Origin of the sequence: Paenibacillus oleatilyticus, from assembly GCF_018998565.1 — a bacterium.
GTDB classification, from domain to species: domain Bacteria; phylum Bacillota; class Bacilli; order Paenibacillales; family NBRC-103111; genus Paenibacillus_G; species Paenibacillus_G oleatilyticus.
This window is the reverse complement of sequence record NZ_JAHNZO010000191.1, coordinates 1-332: the sequence shown is the minus strand read 5'-3', so window position 1 is coordinate 332 and position 332 is coordinate 1. Positions and strand designations below refer to the sequence as shown.

General features: G+C 63.9%; 1 protein-coding gene. It reads left to right on the top strand.

Features of this window, described 5'->3' with window-relative positions:
* Nucleotides 1-332: YciE/YciF ferroxidase family protein (locus KQX66_RS36910; protein WP_216798452.1), on the top strand; the 332-nt coding region annotated here is incomplete at both ends.

Here is a 332-nt window from a genome sequence, read left to right as displayed (position 1 = left end):
ATGATCGACAAGGCCTCGGCCGGCCCGCTGCGTGACGGGTTCAAGTCGCATCTGGAAGAGACGCATACCCATGTCGACCGTCTGGAACAGGTGTTCCGCATCCTCGGCGAGGAACCCAAGGGCGTGGAATGTGCCGCCATCGAGGGCATCATCCAGGAGGCCGAGGAAGTTGCCGGCGAAATCGGCGACCAGAAGGTGCTGGATGCGGCGCTGGCCTCGGCCGCGCAGGCCGTCGAGCATTACGAGATGACGCGCTATGGCACGCTCATCGCGTGGTCCAAGGAAATGGGGCGCGACGACTGCAGCGAGCTTTTTGCCGCGACGCTCAAGGA